The organism is uncultured Kordia sp., assembly GCF_947489565.1.
Lineage (GTDB): Bacteria > Bacteroidota > Bacteroidia > Flavobacteriales > Flavobacteriaceae > Kordia.
Map to the genome: position 1 here is coordinate 139,793 of NZ_CANLEA010000009.1, position 25,039 is coordinate 164,831.

17 protein-coding genes are annotated in these 25,039 nt (G+C 34.2%); 6 read left to right on the plus strand and 11 right to left on the minus strand.

Annotated elements, in window-relative coordinates; genetic code table 11:
- Window positions 1-187: 187 nt before the first annotated feature.
- A complete protein-coding gene (gene ffh / locus Q0845_RS13865; RefSeq protein WP_298514241.1) occupies window positions 188-1,519 on the minus strand; it encodes a signal recognition particle protein in 1,332 nt (443 codons plus the stop codon).
- 454 nt (window positions 1,520-1,973) lie between these two features.
- Between ffh and Q0845_RS13870 the strand changes: the two genes are divergently transcribed.
- A complete protein-coding gene (locus Q0845_RS13870) occupies window positions 1,974-2,633 on the plus strand; it encodes a hypothetical protein (protein ID WP_298514243.1) in 660 nt (219 codons plus the stop codon).
- 149 nt (window positions 2,634-2,782) lie between these two features.
- On the opposite strand, the gene Q0845_RS13875 is transcribed toward Q0845_RS13870, so the two are convergent.
- Window positions 2,783-4,789: a LamG domain-containing protein gene (locus Q0845_RS13875; RefSeq protein ID WP_298514245.1), complete on the minus strand. Its 2,007-nt coding sequence runs from the start codon at window positions 4,787-4,789 to the stop codon at window positions 2,783-2,785.
- Window positions 4,790-4,917: 128 nt separating this feature from the next.
- Between Q0845_RS13875 and Q0845_RS13880 the strand changes: the two genes are divergently transcribed.
- The 5 genes from Q0845_RS13880 to Q0845_RS13900 all read left to right on the plus strand — a co-directional run bounded on the left by Q0845_RS13880 (window position 4,918) and on the right by Q0845_RS13900 (window position 10,061).
- A complete protein-coding gene (locus Q0845_RS13880) occupies window positions 4,918-5,433 on the plus strand; it encodes a sigma-70 family RNA polymerase sigma factor (RefSeq protein WP_298514247.1) in 516 nt (171 codons plus the stop codon).
- A 133-nt stretch (window positions 5,434-5,566) separates the two neighbouring features.
- Window positions 5,567-6,463, plus strand: coding sequence for a FecR family protein (locus Q0845_RS13885; protein WP_298514249.1), 897 nt, complete (start codon window positions 5,567-5,569; stop codon window positions 6,461-6,463).
- Complete coding sequence (locus Q0845_RS13890; RefSeq protein WP_298514251.1) at window positions 6,456-8,762, plus strand: TonB-dependent siderophore receptor; 2,307 nt, start codon at window positions 6,456-6,458, stop codon at window positions 8,760-8,762. The genes Q0845_RS13885 and Q0845_RS13890 overlap by 8 nt, the downstream gene beginning before the upstream one ends.
- Window positions 8,763-8,883: 121 nt before the next feature.
- The gene (locus Q0845_RS13895; protein WP_298514253.1) at window positions 8,884-9,339 is read left to right on the plus strand and encodes a hypothetical protein; all 456 of its coding nucleotides are present in this window, start codon (window positions 8,884-8,886) and stop codon (window positions 9,337-9,339) included.
- 224 nt (window positions 9,340-9,563) lie between these two features.
- Window positions 9,564-10,061 carry a hypothetical protein gene (locus Q0845_RS13900; protein ID WP_298514255.1) on the plus strand — a complete coding sequence of 166 codons (498 nt, stop codon included), beginning with the start codon at window positions 9,564-9,566 and terminating at the stop codon, window positions 10,059-10,061.
- Here Q0845_RS13900 and Q0845_RS13905 read toward each other — a convergent pair whose 3' ends face one another.
- The 9 genes from Q0845_RS13905 to Q0845_RS13945 all read right to left on the minus strand — a co-directional run bounded on the left by Q0845_RS13905 (window position 10,062) and on the right by Q0845_RS13945 (window position 24,814).
- A complete protein-coding gene (locus tag Q0845_RS13905; protein WP_298514257.1) occupies window positions 10,062-11,174 on the minus strand; it encodes a hypothetical protein in 1,113 nt (370 codons plus the stop codon).
- 109 nt (window positions 11,175-11,283) lie between these two features.
- Window positions 11,284-13,194, minus strand: a complete 1,911-nt coding sequence (gene argS, locus Q0845_RS13910) for an arginine--tRNA ligase (RefSeq protein ID WP_298514259.1) — start codon at window positions 13,192-13,194, stop codon at window positions 11,284-11,286.
- Window positions 13,195-13,272: 78 nt separating this feature from the next.
- The gene (locus Q0845_RS13915) at window positions 13,273-13,686 is read right to left on the minus strand and encodes an Rrf2 family transcriptional regulator (protein ID WP_298514260.1); all 414 of its coding nucleotides are present in this window, start codon (window positions 13,684-13,686) and stop codon (window positions 13,273-13,275) included.
- Window positions 13,687-14,122: 436 nt separating this feature from the next.
- Window positions 14,123-14,266 carry a hypothetical protein gene (locus Q0845_RS13920; RefSeq protein WP_298514263.1) on the minus strand — a complete coding sequence of 48 codons (144 nt, stop codon included), beginning with the start codon at window positions 14,264-14,266 and terminating at the stop codon, window positions 14,123-14,125.
- A 113-nt stretch (window positions 14,267-14,379) separates the two neighbouring features.
- Window positions 14,380-15,315 carry a citrulline utilization hydrolase CtlX gene (ctlX, locus tag Q0845_RS13925; RefSeq protein WP_298514265.1) on the minus strand — a complete coding sequence of 312 codons (936 nt, stop codon included), beginning with the start codon at window positions 15,313-15,315 and terminating at the stop codon, window positions 14,380-14,382.
- Window positions 15,316-15,526: 211 nt separating this feature from the next.
- The gene (locus tag Q0845_RS13930) at window positions 15,527-16,339 is read right to left on the minus strand and encodes a hypothetical protein (RefSeq protein WP_298514267.1); all 813 of its coding nucleotides are present in this window, start codon (window positions 16,337-16,339) and stop codon (window positions 15,527-15,529) included.
- 45 nt (window positions 16,340-16,384) lie between these two features.
- Window positions 16,385-17,299, minus strand: coding sequence for a dimethylarginine dimethylaminohydrolase family protein (locus tag Q0845_RS13935; RefSeq protein ID WP_298514269.1), 915 nt, complete (start codon window positions 17,297-17,299; stop codon window positions 16,385-16,387).
- A 78-nt stretch (window positions 17,300-17,377) separates the two neighbouring features.
- Entirely contained in the window at window positions 17,378-18,667 is a 1,290-nt protein-coding gene (locus Q0845_RS13940; RefSeq protein ID WP_298514272.1) for a citrate synthase, read from the minus strand.
- A gap of 333 nt (window positions 18,668-19,000) precedes the next feature.
- On the minus strand, window positions 19,001-24,814 hold the full coding sequence (locus Q0845_RS13945) for a hypothetical protein (protein WP_298514274.1): 5,814 nt from the start codon (window positions 24,812-24,814) through the stop codon (window positions 19,001-19,003).
- Between the last annotated feature and the right edge of the window lie 225 nt (window positions 24,815-25,039).

A 25,039-nucleotide genomic window follows, 5' to 3' on the forward strand; every position in this document is an offset into this window, starting at 1 on the left:
TTTTAGTTGTTAGCTGAATGCTTACTGTAATTTTGAAATCAAAACATAAACTCCTAAATCTATAGACTCTTATGCTTCTTATTTGTTGATTTGTTTTTTGTTAATTCGTCAATTTGTTAACTCATAACAAAAAAGCTATTTACTACAAATTTGCAATTTCAAACAGTAAGCTGAGCGGAGTCGAAGCTTAGCGTCCCATTCCTTTCATCATCTGCATCAGCTTTCTTCCGCCGCCGCCTTGCATCATTTTCATCATCTTGCTCATTTGATCAAATTGCTTTAACAATTGATTCATTTCTTGTACTGAGCGTCCAGCACCTTTGGCAATACGCTTTTTACGGCTAGCATTGATCATTGCTGGTTTTGAACGTTCTGCTGGCGTCATAGAGTGAATTAACGCTTCAATATGTTTGAAAGCATCATCTTCAATCTCCATTCCTTTCATAGCTTTGGAAGCTCCAGGAATCATTCCGACTAAGTCTTTCATGTTCCCCATTTTCTTCACTTGCTGTATTTGCTTTAAGAAATCGTCAAAACCAAACTGATTCTTCGCAATTTTCTTTTGTAACTTTCTAGCTTCTTCTTCATCAAACTGCTCTTGTGCTCTTTCTACTAACGAAACAACATCTCCCATTCCAAGAATACGATCTGCCATACGTGAAGGATAGAATACATCAATAGCTTCCATCTTTTCACCAGTACCAATAAATTTGATTGGTTTGTTTACTACAGATTTAATAGAAATGGCAGCTCCACCACGTGTATCACCATCTAACTTCGTTAAGATAACTCCGTCAAAGTTTAAGATATCGTTGAAGGCTTTTGCTGTATTTACGGCATCCTGACCTGTCATAGAATCTACCACAAATAAAGTTTCTTGTGGTTCAATCGCTTTGTGAATATTTGCGATTTCGGTCATCATGGCTTCATCAACAGCCAAACGACCTGCGGTATCAATAATAACCACATTGTGTCCGTTTTGCTTTGCATGTGCAATACCTGCTTGTGCAATAGCAACTGGATCATTATTTCCTTTATCGGAATAAACATCAACCTTGATTTGATCACCTACTACATGCAACTGATCAATTGCCGCCGGACGATATACATCACAGGCAACTAATAAAGGTTTCTTTGTCTTTTTGTTTTTTAAATAATTGGCAAGTTTTCCCGAAAACGTCGTTTTACCCGAACCTTGTAAACCAGACATTAAAATGATGGATGGTTTTCCAGATAAGTTGATTCCTGCTGCGTCTCCACCCATTAATTCAGTCAATTCATCTTTTACGATTTTTACCATTAACTGTCCTGGCTGTAACGTCGTCAATACGTTTTGTCCTAAAGCTTTTTCTTTTACTCTTTTGGTAAAATCTTTTGCAATTTTAAAGTTTACATCGGCATCAAGTAATGCTCTACGCACTTCTTTTAAAGTTTCTGCAACATTTACTTCCGTTATACTTCCATGTCCTTTAAGAACATGCATTGCTTTATCTAGCTTTTCACTTAAATTATTAAACATACGTTTGAATTCTTTTTTTGAGAAGTGGCAAAGATAGTGGAAACTTCTAACTTTTGAAAGTATAAACGCAGTGGTTACACTATGAATATGGATTTGTTTTTTGTCTTTTTATGGATTTATGATTTTCTGGTGTTTTTTATTTCAAAAACTTAAAAAAATTACGCTTCCACTGCAAAACATGTAACTGAAAGTGCGCTTTTAGAATTAAAATTCAAGATTTTTCATTTGATGTTTATAAAGGTGTTTCTGGAAATGGTTTGGCTATCCGCACTCGTTTTCTGTTTTGTCATTCCTGTATAAGCTAAATTTCAAATCAAAAAAAGCTTACACATTGTCTGCATTGAGCGCAGTTGAAATGCTTCTATCCTTAACGTTTATTAAAGAAAAACTAAAATCATTGCACAATATTAGATTAACTTTTATTTTTAGAAAAATTAAATGAAACTGTATTCCCATGATTGTTTTTAACCTCGCTGCCATTTTAGTTGTATTAATTGCTGCACTATTATGCATTCCTATTATTATTATTTATGCACTTGGTGGCATGAACGAAAAAATGTTGGTCATTTGTGCCAGTTGGATGATTTTAGTCGCTTCTTTTATTGGAAAAGCTAAAAAAATAGATGGAAGACTCTTTTTTATTCCTATGTGGATTTTAAGCATTCCGATTCCTTTTATTTTTACCTATGCCACATACAAATGGTCTGGAATTGGCGTTACTTTTGGGATCTTTGCTTTTTTTGTAGGGCTCATGATGTTTTATACATACAAGAGAGAAAAGAAACGTTTGAATAACTTAGGTTCAGAAAGAATAGATTTTTCAGAACATGCCATGAATCCTATTGCTTACTGGGAAGCCGTTAAAGAAAAGTTTTTTTCTCCTACTTTCATAAAAATGACACCAGAAATCAGTCGCTTTAATTTAAAAATAGTTAAAGTACTGGAAAATGAAAATATTCAGCTTAGACATTTAGAAGCCTATAAAAATGAAATGAAAAAAATAGGTGCACATCATGAAAATCTAGACTCAGAAGTCACAAAAAAGTTAATGGATGAAATTGATCTTAAGATTATAGATTTGAAAGAAAAAGCGAAACTAAGTGGCAACTTATAAATTAATAAATCTCAGGAATCAACTTCTACATTTTGTTCTACTTTGAATGAAGAAGGTAATAAAACAAAAAAAGCTGCCCTAATTCAACAAAAGGCAGCTTTTAAAATTAGTCACTAAACTAACTTAAATAAACACTTAATCTTTATTTCTTATAAACAGTTGTTGCAATCGGCTTCCAAGTTGAACAAGGTGCTCACTTGGTTTGGACTTAACGCAACTTTGTATACGCGTATATCATCTAAATGACCTTCAAAGCCATTTCCTAACATGTAATTCATTAATGGCATACTTCCAATATCAATAGCCGCATTTTCATCTACGTTTCGTTGTACACCATCACGGTATAAACGCACGGTATTGTTACTATCGACCGTTACTACTAAATGATGCCAATTGGTTGTGTCCGTTGGTAAATCTGGATCTACATTCCACGGATCGTCCCATAAACCATATCCAGAATCTGCATCACTGAATACAGGCGTATTTAAATCAAACACACTGACTTGAAAACCTTCACTAACCGCATTCCCTTTTTGAAATAAAATTTCATAGTTGGAAGGATCAGTGTTTTGCATTTTAAACCACAGACTTACCGTAAATGCATCGCCTTGTACTATTTGATTTGCGGTTGTAATTGGAATTTCTACCGTTTCACTACCATCAAAAGCAATGGCACACGAAGTATTTCCTGCTCTGTCGGATACATAATTGTAACTTCCGGAAGCTTCCCAATTGCTCACCAAATCTTTGGTTTCATTGGCAAATGGCATGTACAGAATTAAATCGTCTGTTAACACTGTATTATTCGTACAACAGTCTTCTACAGAAATGGTAATTGTGTAGACTTGAAATTCTCCTGTTAAGTTTTGAATTCGCAAGTACAATGTTTCTACTTGTGATATATTTGTATATGGAATTGCCAATTGATTTGCACTTGATTCCGCATCCGCTTGAGAAAGGTGAAACGAATATGTATATTCTTGCGTACAACTTACATTGTTAATGAATAAAGCATCTAAGTCCATTTCTACAAAACCATCAAACGGATTTTCTTCATCACAAACAGTGGTTTGTATGTTCTCAAAACATTCAAAAGGTGTGGCATTTTCACAAACTTTCTGTAATGTTATTTCTTGATTTCCGCTATGCAATAGTAATTGCTCATCGCTGCATTCGTCTATGATCCATGAATCATTGAATGTGATTAGTTCTGAATCTATATTACTGACATTGAGCACCAAACTTCCTTGCGAAACTGCAACTTCCCAATTTCCTGTATAGGCAACACTGCTACTAGGTTCTGTAGAAAACGTAAACGAACCATCATCATTGAAATAAAATTCGTATTCCAATTCCGTATTTCCAGCAAAATCGGTAATTCTCCAAAAGCAGTTTAATAAACTCGCCGTTACTTGTTCTTGTGTACAATTGGCATCGTTGTAATTGTTATCATCGTCTTCGTCGCAAGCATTTTCCGCTGCAGCGATTGCCGCTTCCAATTCGTCATTGCTATTTACCGAAATTACCGTTCCGTCTGCTTTGATTAAATTGATCGGATAATTGATACTCGCTACTACTCCATCAGAAAGTGTTTCTAGAAAATAGAATAATTCTTCATCATGTGTGATGTTTACCGTTTCAATGACTTCAAAATTTACATCAAAAATGGCAATGCTAAACGGATATTGAAAATCAATACATTCTATATCAATGTCTGGCTGATTGGGTCCTGTACAATTTGAAATCTGAGCAATGAGTTCCTCTTGATTTTCGATGACAACTTCTGTATAATCGCTTAGAATAATTGTAATTGGATATGTAATTGTGACCGAATTGTCATTGGACTGATTTAATATTTCAAGAATTGCCGGATAGTCATTTGTACTATTTACAACAGTTGTCACTCCATTAATAGTAACCGTTACCGGTAAATCTACCACAAAACAATTTGCATTGTCTATAAAATTATCGGTAGAGCCATCTAACAAAGATACACGTTCCATTAAACGTGGCAAGGTTGTATTGGCGACCAAAGTTGCTTGCGTATCGGTTTCTGTAGTTTGTGCACTTTCCTCTTGGCAAGCTTGGAAACAAAGACATATCACGCAAAGCGAAAATATTATTTTTACAGCATTCATTAGGGCAATTCTATTCATAAATTCAGCAAGTTTACATACTCTACTCTTTTAGTATGCTATTACTAAAACAACTCAAACGACAAAATTCCCACCTTTATTTATAAAAAATTTATGTTTACTTTTAGCGAATTATTTAGCCAAGACCAATGCCAAAATCTTTACAAGATAATATATGTAACGAAGTAATGTTTTCTAGTTTTTTTAAGAAACATTACCAGAGTTTGTATTCGTATTTGTATTATAAGTTTGGCGATTATTTGAATCCTGAAGATAAAACACAGGAAGCATTTACCAAACTTTGGCAAAACTGCGGAAAGGTAAAGCCTGAAAAAGCAAAAAGCTACGTTTTTACAATTGGTAATAACATGATGTTGAATGAAGTAAAACATCATAAAGTTGTGTTGCAACACCAAAAGATTAAGCCTAAATCACATACCAACGAGAGTCCTGAATTTTTGATGCAAGAGCAAGAGTATTTGCAGAAGTTGCAACGTGCTATTGGCAATTTGACAGAATCAGAACGTACGGCATTTTTAATGAATCGTGTGGAAGGAAAACGCCATAAAGAGATTGCTGCTATTTTGGAGATTTCGACCAAAGCTGTGGAGAAACGAATTTATAGAGCGTTGAGTAAGTTGCGACAAGAGATTGAGGAGTTGTGATTTGGGTGTTAGGTTTTAGGTTTTAGGTGTTGGGAAATCAGCACTTAACGTCAAAAATTGAAAAAAAGTATATTTAATAAAAAAAAGGGTGGGAATTTTAAATAGTGAGTTGTTATATAGATAAGTAACGATTATGAAACGAGAAGATTTAATACAAAAATGGTTGGATCATGCGTTAACTCCTGAGGAATTTGAAGCTTTCACACAGCTTGAAGATTATGAGGAATTGACCAAGATGCAAACTGCTTTACAGTATTTTAAAGCGCCTGAAGTTGATGTGGATGCTGCATATAATACTGTAACCACTACACAAAAAGATACATCAAAACCTACTTCGTGGTTTAAGCCATTGCTAAAAATTGCCGCAATTTTAGTTATCGGATTCGGTACATACTTATACGCGACATTACCAACACTAACAATGCACGATACGGTTGCGGCAAATAAAACCTTAGTCAAATTACCTGATACTTCTGAAGTAGCACTAAATGCTGTTTCTAGTTTGTCATTTGACGAAGATGCTTGGGAAGAAAAACGCGAAGTAAACTTAGAAGGTGAAGCGTATTTTAAAGTTGCCAAAGGAAAAACTTTTAGCGTGATTACTAATGATGGAGTTGTAACGGTACTTGGAACTGAATTTAATGTAAAGCAACGTAACGACTTGTTTGAAGTGTTTTGCTATGAAGGCTCTGTAAAAGTTACACACAATGATACGAGTGTTGTCTTACAACCAGGACAACGTTATTTGATACTTGATGGGAAAGAGTTTCGCAATGAAGAAGAAAACCTAAAAGAACCTATGTGGATACACAACGAAAGTTCTTTTAAAAGTTTACCTTTACAAGAAGTTATTGAAGAATTTGAACGACAGTATGATGTAACGGTTAAAGCCCAAAATATTGATATATCCCAAATAGTTACGGGAAGTTTCACACATACCGATATTGATATGGCTTTACAATCTATTACACTGCCGTTGAATTTGAAGTATCAAAAGAAACAAAACTCGATTATTCTAAAACGTGATTAAAAAACGCGTACTCACTTTTTTCACTTTCATTTGCTTCTTTCTTAGTTTTCAATGCATTATCGCACAAGGAAATCAAGGGAATAAAATTTTACTGTCTAAATTATTACCCGAAATCCAAAAACAATTTGATGTTGTTTTTTCGTATGTAGATACGACCTTGGATACCGTTTTAGTCACGCCAAGAGAAAAAAGTATTCCGCTGAAAAAACTATTAGAAGGTTTTGAGCTAGAAACGAATTTACGATTTACAATTATTAACGGACGTTATATTGCGATTACCGTATTTGTTGATCAGATTCAGGAATTGGATGAAGTGTATTTGACCGAATATATTGCCTCTGGAATTTCTACCAATAGAACTGGTCAAATTACCATAAAACCTAAAAACTTCGGCATTCTTCCGGGCGTTACTGAACCCGATGTATTACTTACCATTCAAGCTTTACCGGGAATTTCAAGCATCAACGAAACCGTATCCAATATTAATATTCGCGGTGGAACAAACGATCAAAATATCTTAGTTTGGGATGATATTAAAATGTATCAATCGGGACACTTTTTTGGGTTGATTTCTGCATTTAATCCTTATTTCTTAAAGAAAGTAACCGTTACTAAAAACGGAACTAGTGCAAAACATGGTGACGGTGTTTCTGGAATGATTCAAATGGAATTAGATGAACATGTAAACGATTCTTTGATTGCTGGCGCAGGAATGAATTTGATTCATGTAGATGGTTTTGCCAAAGTACAACTCAATAAAAAGATGGAAGTGCAAGTTTCAGCGCGTCGTTCTATTACCGATTTGGTAGAAACGCCAACATACGCCATCTATTTTGATCGTATTTTTCAAGATACCGACATTACCAATAACACTCAAGAAATCAACAATACAACGACAACGAATAGAGATTTCTACTTTTATGATATGAGCACAAAATTCATTTATGATATTTCAAAAACAGACAATTTACAGTTTAGCTTTTTGAATATTTTTAATGATTTGAGCTATACCGAAAATGCTGTTTTAAACAACAGACAACGTTCGGTGAATAGTGGAATTACCCAACGAAATCTCGCTACAGGTTTGACGTATAATCGCGAATGGAATCCTGCATTTAGCACACAAGTACAATTGTATACTTCTAATTATAATTTAGAAGCTACGAATTTCAATATCACTAATAATCAGCGTTTGTTTCAAGAAAACGATTTGGCAGACAGCGCTCTCAAATTCCATACTAAATATCGTATCAATGAAAATTTCACCATAGAAGGCGGTTATCAGTTTTCAGAGATCGGAATCACCAATATTCAAGATGTAAGCAATCCGCAATTTCGTAGCGAACGCAAAGATGTCATGCGAAATCATGCTTTGTATTCGGAAGTTCATTATTTTTCAGACAGTTATCGCACGATGTTAACGTTCGGAATTCGCGGAAATCGTTATGGAAAGATTGATACGTTTCGTTTTGAACCACGTTTGAATTTTAGACAGCAATTTTCCGATTATTTTAGTGTGCTGGTTTTGGGTGAATATAAAAGTCAGGCCATTTCACAAGTCATTGATTTGCAAAATGATTTTTTAGGTGTTGAAAAACGTCGTTGGACATTGGCCAATGGAACTTCGGTGCCTTTGATTGAAAGCAAGCAAGCTTCGGTTGGCATACAATACACTAAAAACAACTTACTAATTACTGCCGAAGCCTATATTAAAGATGTGAACGGAATTACTACGCGAAGTCAAGGTTTCCAAAATCAGTTTCAATTTGTCAATGCTATTGGCGGCTATGAAACGTATGGAATCGATTTGTTGCTGAATAAGAAATGGCACGATTTTAATACTTGGCTGAGCTATTCTTTAAGTAAAAATGAGTATACATTTACTTCGCTTAACAATGGAAATCCGTTTCCAAATAATATAGATATTACGCATAATATTACACTTGGCGCCACGTACTCTTGGAATGATTTTGAATTTTCTTTAGGAACGTATTACCGCACAGGAAGACCTACAACAAGTATTGGAAATCCAAGTGTAGACAATGGTGAAATCAATTATAATTCGCCAAATGCTGAGAATTTAGAAGATTATTTTAGAACCGATTTTTCTTCTACCTATCGTTTGACACTTTCGAAAAAGAAGAAAATTTACTCCAAAATTGGCGTTTCGGTTTGGAATGTGTTCGATCAGCAAAATATATTGAATGAGTATTACAATCTAGACAATGAAGTCGTTTCTCAGATTCAAAATCGCGCCTTAGGCATTACACCAAACTTGAGTTTTCGTGTAGATTTTTAAACTAGACATTATGCTAGATTTAATTCTTAGACTTTCCACAAAAATAAAGTGTAAGAATTCATGTTAAAAAAATTATAAGCAGCTTTGATTTTTAATTATATTATCATAGTTTTAAGCATACATGGAAATAACTATTGGAGTTTTAGCACTTATACTTATCATCGCTATTATTGCTTTTGAATACCGTCTCTTTTCTAAACCAAAAGAAGAAGAGACCGATCCTTTAGAAGCACAATTTAAAGCAACTCAAAAGCTGTCAGAAGAAGTCCAACTAGACATAGAAAATTATATTTTAAAAGCTAATGCTGCTGATCAGCTTTTATTTAAAGATATGACATTCAGTAATTATTTAGCTCACATGAGAAAAACTCACAATGAAAATTTGTCTGAAAGTTTATATGAAAGATTGAGTAGTTTAGAATTAACTCAAAGTAATACTGTCTTCATCATTAAAAGTCTTGAGTTCCAGTTTTCCGCTTTACTGCAAATGAAAACTAAAATGGAGTTAATAAATGAGCGATATTCAACAAAATTAGCGCTTATAAAAAGTCAAAATCGAACACTGCGTCAAACTTAGGTTTTTGTGTGAATTTTTAGAACTATTCATCACTCTGAGCTTCACATCATTTCACTTCATTTCACATCATTAAAATATACACACCATAGTTTTCGTTATAGTGTCGTTAAAAATTGTTTGCTTCTTTTTAGTGATAAAATTCATTAAACTTATATACAACAAAACAGGTTTTTAACTTGGATAGAAATTATGGGGATTTCTAGCATTCGAAAGCTGTCATACTTATGAAAAGAATCGTTTTTTTATTACTAGTTATTTTTTACTCTTGTCAGACTGTAGAGAAAAAAGAAGACTTCACTGAGTTTAAAAGAATAAGTCTTTCTTTCAAGCATTTAATGAGTTGTAAATCTTTAATTGTTCATATTGAAAAATACCCGAAAGGCAATATAGATGTTCGTTATAAATATACGCCTCACAAAGGCTGTAATGCTGATGAGTTTAGTTTTAAGTCCTATTCGATTGATTCCATTCAATTTGAAAAAATCACAGAAAGTATCTTAAAAATTGACCGATCAAATATTGAAAAAGAATCACAAACCATGGGACTTGATGGAATATCAACTTCAATTACTTTTTATGAGAAAAATAAAAATACCATCATGAATGTATATGATATTTGGACTCCAACGGACAATACTGAAAAAAGAAAGTTGAACGATTATATGAGTGCATATAAAACGTTAGTGAAACTGGCTCATATTGATGCTGATTCGCTATTTTAATTATTCCTTTTGAATTTTAAAAGTCTTTAGAAATTCATCAAAGCGCGTAATATTACCTTTATACGTATCTGGAGTGGCATTGAACATGACTAAACCATAATGTGTTTTAGTTTCAAAGGTTACTTTTTTTGCAAGATACGTGCGCATTGTTCCACTTGGCATGTATTGAAATCGCATGCTTCCTCCGTTAAAGTCTCCTATATTTTCAAGTTCTTCTTTTAAAAGTAATGTCATACGACCATCGTCATCTCCGAGTTTTCCTTGTGGTAATACTTCTTTATTAAACGCTTCAAAAGAATCGTATTTTTCCTTTTTTATAGTTCTAATCACAACAGCATTCTTAATATTATTTACATCTGGAAAACTTGCAGTCCACAATGTTTTATCATTCGATCTTATAACATTTAAATAATCGGGAACTACAAATGAAAAATCTCCACTTTCAAAATCGACTACCAAATCTTCATTTTCAGTATTTAAGACACGTCTTCTTAAAAAATCGATATCTATGTTTGATGGATAAATCGCCACTGATTCCGTAAGTGCTTTGATATACGCAGCTTTTTCGGCTTCATCTTCCGAATTAAAAAGTGGAAAACTAATGGTAGATAATTTATCATTCACCACAAAGCACAAAATATTCATACGCGTTAAATAGTCTTCATCTGTTTTGACTTTGTCAAGTGGAATATCGATGCTAAATAAGTAAAACAATTTACCATCTTTATTGTTGAAGAACTTCTCTTCTACTTTCAATTTTTGCTCACTAAATTCCTCAAAATATTTGAGCTCTACATCTTTATAAGCCTGTAAAACCTGCTTTTGTTCTTCTATTCCTTTGCTATTATTATAAATGGAAGTATCGTACTCAGTTTCTATTAATGTAATAATATGATCTTGTATTTTAAACGCACCATTTTCTAAGTAGTCTACATTTTTACCTAGAAATTTCATGGTATAAAAGTCCTTATCATTTATATAATGAAATCCGTCGGAACCTTTCATAAAGTAGACATCTTGTACGGCAGCACTAGAAGTTTGCGCATCATTTTGAGAGAACCCATTTACGTTAAAGCCAACGCAAATAAGAAAGCAGAGTATGTATTTTTTCATAAAATCGGTATATTAATGTGTCTAAATATACTGATTTTATCTTCGTGCTTAAGTTAGAATGTGCAATTTCAACTTATGTTACTTTAATTATGTTGAAATCTTCATCGTTTTACATACGCTCAGGAACTTGAATTCCTAACAATGCAAATGCATTTTTAATGGTATCTCCTACTTTTTTAGAGAGTTGTACTCTGAATACTTTTTTAGCTTCGTTTTCTTCTCCTAAAATGTAAATATTTTGGAAGAATGAGTTGTATAATTTTACCAAATCGTATGTGTAGTTTGCAATGACAGCCGGACTTTGATTGTTGGCTGCTAATTCAACCGCCGTAGGATATCCTTGCAATTGTTTTACGATTTCTTTTTCACGAATATCAATATCAATATCACTGATTTCTGCTGAATAGTCAAAATTTGCTTTACGTAAAATTGACTGTATACGCGCATACGTATATTGGATGAATGGTCCGGTATTTCCAGCAAAATCAATGGATTCTTTCGGATCAAATAGAATACGTTTTTTTGGATCTACTTTAAGAATGAAATACTTTAATGCGCCCATTCCGATGGTTTTATAAAGTGCTTCTTTTTCTTCATCAGAATAGCCATCTAATTTCCCTAGTTCTTGTGAAATTTCTTTGGCTGTCGCTGCCATTTCTAACATTAAATCATCTGCATCAACCACAGTTCCTTCACGACTTTTCATTTTTCCGCTAGGTAAATCTACCATTCCGTAGGATAAGTGATGTAAGTTTTTAGACCAATTGAATCCAAGTTTTTTCAAGATTAAAAACAGTACTTTAAAGTGATAATCTTGCTCGTTTCCAACCGTATAAATCATTCCGCCAATGTCTGGATAGTCTTTTACACGCTGAATTGCCGTTCCGATATCTTGTGTCATGTATACTGCAGTTCCGTCGGCACGCAATACAATTTTTTCATCTAAGCCTTCATCCGTTAAATCGCACCAAACTGAACCATCTTCTTTTTTATAGAAAACGCCACTTTCCAAACCTTCTTTTACAAAGTCTTTTCCTAAAAGATAGGTGTCACTTTCATAATACAATGCATCAAAATCGACACCTAAATTTGTATAGGTAGTTGCAAAACCATCATACACCCATTGGTTCATTTGTTTCCAAAGTGCTACGACTTCTGCATCGCCAGCTTCCCACTTAAGTAACATATCTTGTGCTTCTCCACCAATAGTACTTATGTTTTTGAAATATTCATTCTTGAATGATTTCTTAAATGCTTTGATGATTTCTTCCGAAAGATCGTCTCCATTTTCATATTTCTCAGGAAACTTTTCTTCTAGCATTTTTTGCGTTTCAGGTTTCTTGGCAAACTCTTCAACTTTATCAATTCCTGCTGTTGTGTTGATCCATTCTGAGAATTCCATTTGAAATACTTTTTCAAACTCTACATAATAGTTTCCAACCAACTTATCACCTTTTAATCCTGTAGATTCTGGTGTTTCTCCATTTCCAAAAAGTTTCCAAGCCAACATCGATTTACAGATATGAATTCCACGATCGTTGATGATTTGCGTTTTATAGACTTTTTTCCCTGCTGCTTTAATGATTTCGGCAACACTGTATCCCAATAAGTTGTTACGGATATGTCCTAAGTGCAACGGCTTGTTTGTATTTGGCGAAGAATATTCAACCATAACCGCAGTATCACCTTCTGTTGGAGTTGCATGTCCGAAAGTATCATTCTTAGTAATATTCGCGAAGAAATTTAAGTAATACGAATCGTCTACTACAAGATTTAAAAATCCTTTTACCACATTGAACCTGCTGATTTCCGCCACGTTCGCTACCAAATATTGTCCTAACTCTTCTCCAAGTTGAGCAGGATTCATTTTTTTGACGCGTAGCATTGGGAATACCACGACTGTGATATCTCCTTCAAAATCTTTTCTTGTCGCTTGAAATTCTACATTTTCTAATGTAGCACTGTACAAGGTTTCAAATGCTTCTTTGACTTTTTCCGTTAATACTTCTTGAATATTCATGATCTCAAAAAATTTAAGATGCAAAGATATCAATTATTGACTATGAATAACGAAAAGTTGATGCAGATAATGTAAGATTTATAAACTTGTAAGGTCTTCTAGGGTTTTATTGTCCAAAACTGCCAACATATTATCGCGTACTTCTAACATTAAATGGTGCAATCCGCATGTGGTTTCATCAATACAGTCGTCACATTTTTCATAAAAGTTTAAGCTTACGCAAGGCAGCATGGCAATAGGTCCTTCTAGAATTCGGATAAGCGAAGCTATTTTAATTTCGCTTGGTGTTTTTATAAGATAATAACCACCGCCTTTTCCTTTTTTGGAACCTAGCAAACCGTTATTTTTCAATTGTAAAAGGATGGCTTCTAAAAACTTTTTAGAGATGTTTTCTTCTGTTGCAATTTCAGATATTAATACAGGAGCATCATCGCCTTTTCTGGCAATGTATGTTAATGCTTTGAGCCCGTATTTTGTTTTTTTAGATAGCATGATACTATTTTTCTGATGTAAGGGAACTTGTTTCGAGGCATTCCAATCTAGTGCATAAAAGTAATTGGTTGTTTGTTAAAAACAAAAGTATTCATTAATTATCTACCATTTTTATGGAGATATTGCCAATTTTCAATACATTTTCCACTTTTTTAAACATTTTTTGTCATTTTTTATAACATTACTCTTACTCGAATTTGAAGTATTGATGAACCTATGACATGCTTACACTTTGATTTTATTGAAATAATATAATGAAAAACTATCATCACTTTGACAGTTATTGCATCATTTATTTCTTCTTTATTGGCAGTAATTTTTTGTACGTTAAGCAACGTCAAATTCATTCCAACGGTCCAAATTTAAAATAGGTGAGCCAGAGTTTCTTGAGAAATGTTTGCCCAATAACTATAGCTATTGTATCAACCATAATTGTTCATTGCAATGCAAAGTTGTCCTGATTCAAGAACATTGAATTCATAATGACAATGTTGACAACAAAAATTCCAAGAATGACCAATCCGCGATACACGTCTAAGAGTTCAATACGTGTTTTTTGATTGGTAGACTGAGTATTCAATGGTAGGTATTTTATTTTTATAAAAAAAAAGTACATTTCGACTCCGCTCAATGTACTTTTTAGTTGTTACTCATTTTTCTTCTCGATTGAGAATATTGAGCGGAATCGAAATATTATTTCTTCGGCAAGAAAACCTCAGCCATCATGCAACGTGCACTTCCACCGCCACAAACTTCAATTGTATCTAATGAACTTGATACAATTTTACAGTGCTTTTCTATGGCTTCTATTTGACCTTTGGTTAATGATTGATGTGCCGCAGCACTCATGATTAAGAAAGGTTCATCATTTGCGCCTTTGACTTGCAACATATTTCCTGCAAAGTTGTTGACTTGTGCTTCTGTGATAGCAATGATTTCTTTGCCATCTTGTTTCAGATGTTTTTTTACGTTTTCACGTTCTTTTTTATCATCAATACATTCCAAGCAAATTACAGAGAATTTTTCCGCTAAACACATCATTACATTCGTATGATAAATCGCTTTTCGTTCACCATTTACCGTTTGATTTGCCGTGAAGATTACTGGAGAATATTCAAAGTCTTCACAGAATTCAATGAATAATTCTTCATCGGCTCTTGGTGACAACGCACAATAAGCTTTTCTGTTTACTCTATCTAATAATATGCTTCCTGTTCCTTCTAAGAAAACGTCTTCATCTTCCGCAGAAGTATAGTCAACAACATTTTCAATATGAAAACCTTTATTTTCTAGTTCAACCAATACATCTTCTCTACGTTCTTGACGTCGATTTTCGGCGTACATTGGATACAATCCTACGTTTCCGTTTTCGTGAAATGAAATCCAGTTGTTTGGAAAAATTGAATCTGGTGTATCAGGTTCTTTGGTATCTTGAATTACCACTACATTGACACCAATAGCTCTAAGTTTTTCAACATATTCGTCAAATTCTTTGGCTGCTTTGGCTTGCACTGTTTCGGGCAATAAATCTTCTAATACTTTTTGATAGTAATTATTTACGGCGGTTTGTTCGTTCATTCGAAACGCAACCGGACGTACCATAAGGATCGTGTTGGTAATCTGCTGCATTATGTATAGTTACTTTTACGTTGTTTTTTTAAGATTGTAAAATTACGTAAAAACTAAAATAATGCTAGTTTAATTTCACTTTTTTCAATGGGAAGATGCAAAAATTATGAACCTTTCAATTATAGTATTAATTTTAAGTGAATTCAGCCTTCATCATTTTGAAGTAAATCTTCTCAGTTATTTTTAAAATACTGAAATTCAGATTTTTATTTTATAATTGATAGGTAAGACCTAAATGATAGGCAAACCCTTGAAATACATTTCTTCCTGAAATGGTATATGATGGCGCAATGTAAATTCCGGCTTTGTTGGATATTGGAAAGTGATAGGTTCCTCCTATTTTATGGTAACTAACTCCAAATTCTTTGAAATTTTGCGGTCTTGGCGTGCCGCGATAGTCTATTCCGCCAAAAGCATGTTGAAAGTCATACCAAAAATCGAAGTAACTTTTGGCACTTGCTTTTCCTATTTTGAATGTGAATGGAAAGCTGTTTGGCACTTCTTCAAATTTGAAAGAGAAACCACTTTGTATATTGGCAAACCAACCTGATTGTTGTTGGTAATGCAATAGTACACGTGTGTCTAAAATCTTGGCTTGCTGTCCCAAATCATTCAATCCGCCTAAGCGATAATTGCTCACATTTGTTGAAAATCCTGCTGCGAATGATAGTGCTAGTGTTCCTGTTTTATATTGGGTTTCTGTAGCTTTATACTTTACAAAAACTTGTGCATCTTGCAATCCATTTTGCTGATTGCTTGATAAGTATGGCAACGAAGCTTGTACATTGAATCGGTCATTGATTCCGTAAATTCCAAATATAGAAATGCTGTATAAGTTTCGACTAAGATCACTTTTTTCTCTCCCAATAAAATAGTTTTTGGAGTCTTCAAAACCTGCACCAAGTACGAGTGTTGCGTCTCCTTTTTTATTGTAGAATCCGCTAATTGCGCCTTGTGCCATTCCGTGATAGGAACAACTCAGAATGCTTATAAAAATACAGATTTTCAGGATACGTTTTCGCATATGGACTCATTTAGCATGTTAGTCAATAGAAAACAAAAAACCTTACTATGCTCTGATTAACGGCATTGTACTACAACGCAATAATCCTTCTTGCTTGGCAATTTCAGCATACGGAACTTTTTCTACCGTAAATCCTTGTGATGCTAACCAATCGTTTAAACGTGTAAAGTTTTGTTCAGAGACAATTACTTCTGGCGAAATGGAAAATATATTACTATTCATATTATACATTTCGTCTTTTGTAATTTCGAAGATGTTTTCTTTCCCAAAGAAATTTACCAACCATTCATATTCTTCTTCAACCAAAAAACCATTTTTGTGTAAAATTGCTTTATCCTTTCCTATAGGCTGAAAACAACAATCTAAATGCAGTGCATTTTCTTTTGGTTCTGTATTTGATTTACGAAGTTCGAATGATTTTACTGTTTTGTTTGGAAATAATTCTTGCAATGCGATGACTGCATCCGTATTGGTACGTGCCGTAATATAATCTGGATAGTCTTCACCTGAATAGGTTCCCACAAAAATATAATCGCCCCAAGGCATTACATCGCCACCTTCTACGTGTACTTCTTCTGGTAAGCTTATGACATTTGCTGGATCTATTTGGTCAATTACATGTTGAATGGCATCTATTTCACGGTCACGATCTGGTAATATGTTCGACTTGATAAATTTGTCTTCTATGACAAAAGCGATGTCTCTTGAAAAAATTTGATTGTAATCTTGAATGATTTTAGGTCTGAATACTTTTATATCATATTTTTCGAAGATCGCAGCGACAGCTTCCATTTCAGGAATCATATCTTTTTCCAGCGGATACGTTCCGGCAAGTACATGCTGTTTTGATTTTGGATCGTAACAGTCTTCTGCTTTTGGTGTAGGTCCACAGCTTTCAGCAGTTCCAAGTACAACTGCTTTTAATCGGGCGGTTTCGTCGTTTACGTATAATTCTAACATGTCTATTTCGGGGCTGTATATAGTAAAAAAGCTTCACAGGTTTTGAGCCCGTGAAGCTTAGTAATGTTTTGTTATATATTATCTTTTTGAAATTTCTTTGAAATCTCTATAATTTTCTCCAGTGTATATTTGGCGTGGACGTCCAATTGGTTCTTTGCGTAAGCGCATTTCTCTCCATTGAGCAATCCATCCTGGCAAACGACCTAAAGCAAACATTACGGTAAACATTTCTGTTGGAATTCCCATAGCTCTGTAAATAATTCCAGAGTAAAAATCTACATTCGGATATAGTTTTCTATCTACAAAGTACGGATCTTCTAAAGCTTCTTTTTCAAGTCCTTTAGCAATATCTAAGATTGGATCTTCAACTCCTAAGTCTCCTAATACCTCATCGGCAGCGACTTTAATAATGGTAGCTCTTGGATCGAAGTTTTTATATACTCTGTGTCCGAATCCCATTAAGCGGAAAGGATCGCTTTTGTCTTTTGCTTTTGCCATGTATTTTTTAGTGTCTCCACCATCTTGACGAATAGCTTCTAACATTTCTAATACAGCTTGGTTTGCACCTCCGTGTAATGGACCCCAAAGTGCAGAAATTCCAGCCGCAAGTGAAGCAAATAATCCTGCGTGAGACGAACCTACGATACGTACTGTAGATGTAGAACAGTTTTGCTCATGATCTGCATGTAAGATTAATAGTTTGTCTAATGCATTTACTACGATTGGGTTTAGCTTATATTCTTCATTTGGTTGTTTGAACATCATTTTCAATACGTTTTCTACGTATCCTAATGATGCATCACCATAATCTAAAGGTAATCCTTGTTTCTTACGCATTGTCCAAGCAACTAATACTGGGAATTTTCCAAGCATTTTTACAATGGCTTTGTACATATCTTCTTCTGAATCTACATTTACAGAGGAAGGGTTGAACGCAGTTAATGCATTTGTAAGTGATGCTAATACGCCCATTGGATGTGCGCTTTTTGGAAAAGCATCTAAAATTTTCTTTATATCGTCATCAACTATAGATTGCGCTTTGATGTCTTTGTGAAATTTTGCCAATTGATCTGAAGTTGGCAATTCTCCAAAAATTAATGAATACGCAACTTCAAGAAAGTCTGCTTTTTCAGCTAAGTCTTCGATGGCATAACCTCGGTAGCGAAGAATACCTTTTTCTCCATCTAAAAACGTGATTCCACTTTGGCAAGAACCTGTGTTTTTATATCCTGGATCAATGGTAATAACGCCTCCTGTTGCGCCTCTCAATTTTTTAATATCAATAGCGATTTCATTTTCTGTTCCTTCAATTACAGGGAACTCATATTTTTCGCCATTAATTTCTAACGTAGCTATGTTATCTGACATATTTTCTATAAGAATTTTTTTGTTTTTATCTGGTCTGCTAAATTACGAAATCTGTCGCGATTTACGAAAATACTTTACAAATGATTTAACAATTAAGATATCAGTAAAACTTATGATAAAAATAAATGATGCTAATACTAAAAAAACTATAAACCTATGACGAGAATCTATTTTTAGAGATGAAAAGCTCTTGTGGTAATGAAGTTAACTATTTTATGAATTTTCAATAGCGTTTGATTGGTTTTGTTATGTTCATTTTTATAGAAAGAAAAAGCGATTATTACAGGTGCAATAATCGCTTTTTGAATGTTTTGTATGCCGTTTTACGTTCTTTTATTCGTTTTCTGGCAATTGTTCTGTGATTTGATACGTACTAAAGTTTAAAAAGTTTCCTGGATGCGCTAGTACATTTTGCAATATGAACGGCGTATCTGGATTGGTTCCTGTGTATTGTGTGCTTCCGTCCATGTTGACATCGTTTGCTTCATAACCCGTAACCACATAGGTTGGAAAGTTGAGGAAGTTTCCAACATCATTGAGTACTTTTGAAAGAATTGCTGGTGCATCTGGATTGGTTCCAGAGTACTGCACTAAGTTATCTCCATTTACATTTCCAGACCACATTCCTACCGTATTCGCAGGCATTCCAAAGGTTGTTTGTGCATTTGAGCCATAAGTAAGCTGATTGTTACTATCGGTAAAATCTACGGAAGTGAGCGTAATATTAGACAAGGTAAGCGCGCCATCTGACATGATTCCTAAGTGATTTCGGTGTTTGATAACAATATAATAATCGCCAGGTGCTTGACTAAAACTTACTGGAGTCGTTGTATTATTTGCAGTTGCTTCTACAATGTTACCATCACGTTTTAATACCGCAGATTTTCCATCAATGATTGTTGCAGGATTTGTAGCATCTCTGAGTTCTATCCAAACCCAATCAACTATTTTGTCTTGTCCAGTAGCCGAAAATACTTCATTAGACATGCCAATAGCATCTGCATAAGGACTTGCATTATCAGAAATATAATTATTGTCTTTTAAATCTGTTCGCATAAAGCCATCTGTGTTTTGAAGCATGGCACCTTGCAAATATACTTTTGCTGCTATTTGAATAGGATTTCCACAGAATTCACTGAAACTTGTGGTCGGTTCTACAAGTGACCAATTGCTCGTACTATATGCGGCATCATCGACTTGAATACAAAATAAATCTACATTTCCAAGCGTAATGAACGTTGTTACGTTGCCATTGTTTCCATTTTGAACATTTAAGGCAATTAATGCAGCGTTATCTGCTATTAAACTGGTTAGGTTGCTATTATTACTCAGGTCTACTTCTCCAAGGATATTGAGTCCACAGTTTAAAATTTCTAATGCTGCAAAATCTTCAATTCCTGTAAGATCAAAAATACCAAGGTTACGAATGTTTAAGTCGTTTACCGTGTTGATGTTTGCCGTAGTTACATAATCGTCTAAGGTTGTATCTAAGCCTAAATCAATAAGCGCTTGCTCAAAGTTATCGTCTGGCACGTATGTCAACCCAGGAATTGTCGTTGTAGCCACACAAATATCAAAGGTTTCTGTTGAGTTTGCTAAATCAGAATATACTTGAACGTAATATGTGTTTCCAACCGTTAAACCAGTTGCTTGACTTTGTAATTCATCTGCACAGTATAGTGCATTTGTGATGTTTCCGCAATTGTATGTTTGCGCATCAATAACAGCATGAAATACCGTATTTGACGGGCCTGTTGTATTTAAGATTGATATGTTATGCGTAGTTTCTGTAGCAACGAAACTAAACCAAACATCTGTAAAGTTTGGCGAGTCTCCAAAACAATGCAAGGAATTTGAATCGGTTGCTCCTACTAAGGTTCCTGAAACTGTCATATTACAAGTACCATTACTTATTGGAATGTCGATTGCATCTACACATTCATCATTTTCAAGGAAACCGCAATCTGTACTGAAGTTTGTTCCTGTATCTACATCGTCCCAATTGGCAGTACTGTATGCTACATCATCTACTTGAACACAGGCTAGATTTGGTGTGTTTCTAGTGAAGAAAAACCTAAAGTTCATATTGTTTCCATTTTGAACATTTATACCTGTTAAGAAATTACTGTTTTCTGCAAATAGCGCATCAAAAGCTGGATGATCAGATACGTCAATTTTTGTGATAAGAGTTCCTGAGACACTCAAGATTTGCAAGGCTAAATTAGCTGATATGTCTAGTACTGAAACTGGGCAATTCCCAAGATATAATTGTTCTAGGTTTGGACTGTTAGTAACATCTATCGTTGATATTTGTGTATCACTTAGTGATAGCAAAACTAAATTTGTGTTTGTTGTGACATCTACAGACGACATCGACGTATTTCCTTCAAGAGTTAAATCTTCAAGCGCAACATTTTGTGATACATCGATATTGACCAATTGATTGAGTCGTAAATTAGCTTTTTCTAGTAATAAGTTTTGAGTAAGGTCTATTTCTGCTAATCCATTACTTCCGATATTTACAACCTTTAATGCAGCATTTTGTGTTAAATCAATAAACAAAATAGTATTATTTTTTAGCTCTAAAATCTCTAAGGCTGTATTTTGAGCCACATTAATGTTTGTCAATTGATTGTCAAATGCATATAGAATTTCTAAAGCGGCAAATCCTTGAATTCCTGTTAAGTCAGCTATATTTTTATTACTCACATCTAAAGATGTAACCGTATTGATATTGCTTTCTAACACATAATCATCTAGTACAGTATCGTATCCTAAATCGATCAGCGCTTGCTCAAAGTTATCATCTGGCACATATACGAGTGTTGGACAATTGGTACTAAAGGTAACACCTGGATCGACATCATCAGTCCAATTGGCAGTACTGAAGGCTACATCATCTACTTGAATACAACTTAGGTTTGGCGTATCTGTAGCTAAGAAAAATGTAACATTCATATTGTTTCCGTTTTGCATGTTTAAGTTTGCAAGCGTTGGCGTATTTCTACAAGAAAGCCATTCTAACATTGGATTCCCAGATACATCTACTGTTGACACTAAACTTTGTGCGACACTTAATGTTTTTAAAGCCAAATTTGCAGAGACATCTATTTCAGTTACTGGACAGTTTACAAATGATAGTTGCTCTAAAGCTAAGTTGTTTGATACGTCGATAGATGAAACTTGTGTAAAGCTCACGTTTAGTGTTTTTAAGTTTGTATTTGCAGAGACATTGATACTAGGTATTTGAGGATTGCTAAAAACTCCTAAGTCTTCTAATAATAAATTTTGCAATACATTGATGGACGTGAGTTGATTGTTTGAAAAGTAAGCCTGTGTTAATGCAGGGTTTTGTGATATATCGATGGTGGTTAACGAATTGTTTGTTGCGGAAATATACGTTAGTAATGGATTTTGCGTAATATTTAATGCTGTAAGGTTGTTTCCGCCAACTCCCATATTTCTTAAGGCAGGGTTTTGTGTTACATCTAATGACGAAAGAGAATTGTTTTCTGCAAATAAGAATCGTAATTGTGGATTTTGTGAAACATCTAATGTTGTTAGTGAATTGCCTGCAATGAATACAGTTTCTAAAAGTGAGTTTTGCGTCAAATCTAGTGATGTCATAGTATTCCCTTCAGCAAAGAACGTTTCTAGGAAAGGGTTTTGCGTTAGATTTACTGTTGTAGAGATATTGTTGTTATCAATATGTAATTCCTCTAAAGCAACAAATGCTTCAATTCCTGTTAGGTCTGCAATATTTTTATTGATAACGTCTAATGTTGTCACCGTACTTACATTGGCACGCAATACCAAATCATCTAATACAGTGTCGTATCCTAAATCGATCAATGCTTGCTCAAAATTGTCATCTGGCACATATACTTGCGTTGGCGGAATGACAGGTGCCACACAAATGTCAAATACCGTATTTGCGTTGGCTACATGCGAATATACTTGAATGTAATAAGTATTACCAACCGTTAAATTTGTTGCCATACCTTCTAATGCATCGGTGCAATAAATAGCATCTGTAATGTTTCCACAGTTATAGGTTTGTGCATCAATCAGTGCGTGCCATAAAAAGTCTGGTGCGCCTGTTAGGTTTTGTAATTTGATCACATGACTTGTGTCAGTTGCGGTAAAGCTGAACCATACATCTGAAAAGTTCGCATTATCACCAAAACATTGTAATGAATTTGAATCTGTTGCATCTAGCATGGTTGCTGTAGTGGTATTTCCACAAGCAAAATCACTTACAGGAATATTTATAGCGTCTACACATTCGTCATTTATAGCAGCACAAAGTAGACTGAAGTTTGTTCCAGTGTCTACATTGGTCCAAGCACCAGTACTATAAGTAACATCGTCTACTTGCACACATTCTAAATTTGGAGTGTTGTTGGTATAGAAAAATCTAAAGTTTGTATTGTTTCCGTTTTGAACATTTATGTTTGTTAATGCTGTTGTATTTTCAGCAAATAGTGCATCAAAAGCTGGATGATTCGATAGATTTATATCTTGAATTAACGTTCCTGAAATATTTAAAAACACCAACGCTAAATTTGTAGAAATTTCCAAGTCTGAAATTGGACAGTTTCCTAAAAATAACTCTTTTAAATTTGGATTATTAGAGACATCTAATATTGATATTTGTGTAGATGTAAGTGCTAAATCTTCTAGGTTTGTATTTGTAGAAACGTCAATAGTTGTTATTTGACTATTATTATTAACACTTAACTTCTTTAATGCAATATTCTGAGATACATCAATAGAAGTTAGTTGACAAAACTGAAAGTTTGCTCTTTCCAATGCTACATTTTGTGTTAAGTCAATTGTTGTTATTGGATTACTCCAAATATCTAGATTAACTAAAGCGGTATTCTGTGTAAGATCAATAGTACTTATTGTATTGCCGTTGATTTCTAATGTCTGTAAAGAAGTGTTTTGAGTTAGATCTACGCTTGTTAATTGGTTTCCATTTGCATATAACGTTTGTAATGCTGTAAAATCTTCTATTCCTGTTAAATCAGCAACATTGCTATTGGCAAGATCTACAGCAGTGACCGTATTAATATTAGCCGTTAGCACATAATCATCTAATACATCATCCAAGCCTCTATCAATTAGGTTTTGCTCAAAATTATTGTCTGGAATGTACGTTACAGGATCACAAAATACGGCAAAAGTAACTCCCGTATCTACACTTCCCCAATTGGACGTACTATATGCTGGACTGTCAACTTCTATACAAGTCAAGTTTGGATTACTACTAGCAATAAACGCTATAAAATTTGCATTGTTTCCATTTTTCACATTTAACTTTGTGAGTAGATTGTTATTACAAATTAAAAGGTTTAAGCTAGGTAAATCTCTTAGATTCAATGTCGTCAATGCATTAAAAGAACAGTTGAGTGTCATTAAACTCGTATTTGCCGATACATCTAATGTTGTTAAGTTGTTATTGCTACAGTTTAATGTTTGTAATGACGTAAAGAATTCAATTCCTGTTAGGTCACTTATGTTTTTATTGCTAATGTTTAAAGCTGTTACTTGATCGAGTGCCGCTGGAAAAATAAATCCATCTACAGGTCCCGTATCTAATCCTAAATCGATCAACGCTTGTTCAAAGTTAGCATCAGGAATTTCTTCTGCTCCCACAGGAATACAGGATACATTTAAATTAACTGCACCAACATCTCCAGAATTATATCCAGTTATCGTGATATAATACGTTGTTGTTCCGTCTGACTCAAAAGTTCCATACGATCGAAATCCTGATCCGCATACAGGTGTATTGAAATCATTTGCTGCTACGAGCGATAAATTCCCAGAAGTCCCTGTGTATACTAAGTATGATGTGTCATATCCGGAAGCACATAAATCTAAAGTTACCTCTTCTGGAATTCCCGAACCTGTGTACGTATACCAAATGTTGGGTGCATCTAAGTCTACTGCTTGCGGACTGGTAGCATCGGGAGCATTGTCTTCGTCTAAAGTTGCTTCTAGCGTGCTAGAGGTATATGTATTCCCACAAGTAATTGGAATAGCATTTGCAAAGTCGTCATTTGATGGTGGCGCAACTTCTGTGGTTGCTAAAAGTAGGTTTGTAAAAATTAATAATACAAATAGTAATTTCTGTTTCATGTTTTGAGTTTAATTAAGCATTTTTTTAGCACCTGTAATCTATTATGTCATTTTTTAATCTTTGTAACCTGAAAATCTTAATTATTTTAAAAACAGACTTCTCAGATTTTAGATTTATAAATGGCACAAAGCTAGTGTACATGGATTTTAAGACATATACATCTACTACTCTGATTTTAAATAAAGTGACTTATTAATCAATATGGAACGAGGGAAAAATTGCTT